The sequence below is a fragment of the Porphyromonas uenonis 60-3 genome, assembly GCF_000174775.1.
Classification (GTDB): Bacteria; Bacteroidota; Bacteroidia; order Bacteroidales; family Porphyromonadaceae; genus Porphyromonas; species Porphyromonas uenonis_A.
The window spans coordinates 1-886 of sequence record NZ_ACLR01000094.1 but is presented as its reverse complement, the minus strand read 5'-3'; the positions used below and the strand labels follow the sequence as shown (position 1 = coordinate 886).

The 886-nt window shown below is 45.4% G+C and carries 1 protein-coding gene and 1 pseudogene; both read right to left on the bottom strand.

The window, feature by feature from the left end:
• The coding region (locus tag PORUE0001_RS10005; RefSeq protein WP_232501401.1) for a helix-turn-helix domain-containing protein at positions 1-324 on the bottom strand (324 nt) is incomplete at its 3' end.
• Positions 325-647: 323 nt separating this feature from the next.
• Positions 648-886, bottom strand: a pseudogene (locus PORUE0001_RS02645) (hypothetical protein); the annotation flags it as partial.

Here is an 886-nt window from a genome sequence, read left to right as displayed (position 1 = left end):
TTTAAGGGCTGTTGCGTAGTCCACTTTGCTTTCGTGAGAGATCCACTCCCGATAGAGTACGCAACCACTTTTATCGTCCAACGCAACGATTAGTCCTTGGTTTCTACCCCAATACGTCGCATCTATGTGAATAACTCCCTCGCTTAATATGGGCGTCTTAAAGTCAACTGAGACCTCCTGAAGTCTCCGTTTTATCGTGCTCGGACTTACTCCAAGTGCTTCCGCGATTTTAGCCTGCGATAAGCCACTCTGGTACAAGTCCCATATCTGCTCCTTACTTATGTGCCTTTTTCCTGTGAACGATGAGCCACAGTTCTTGCACAAATATCTCTTGTGTGTACCCCTGCGTCCATGACTAATCACACTGAGGCTCCCACACTTCGGACATTTTTTGGTTCATTTTTTCGCCTTTTCAAATGCTCAAAGATACGATAAACACTGGCTTATCCCCCTGTATCACCCACCGTTTTGACCTATACATTCGCGTTGGCTCACTTTTAACACTTCAAAGCTTTTCAAACCCTTATATGTCTCTCTATACCTAGAAAAGACCTTTAACTCACCCACCATTTTGACCTATAAGTCTATAATAATAAGGGAGCGAAAGAGATTCTCTTTCGCTCCCTTATTTAAGGAAGATCTACGGGTCAATACATATAACCGATGGACAGAAAGACGGTATGAGACTGACCATAAGGGGTCACATTCTTGTAGTTGTCAGCTGCCATCTCATCTGCATCCTTGATGGGGAAGCCATACTTGTATCCGGCACCGAAGAAGAGCATATTCCCATACTTCAAGGGGATGCCAAAGTCGCACCTTACGAGCGGTCCAGCACTGATCAGGCTGTAGTCGGAGTGAAGGTCACCGGTAACACATCCACTCA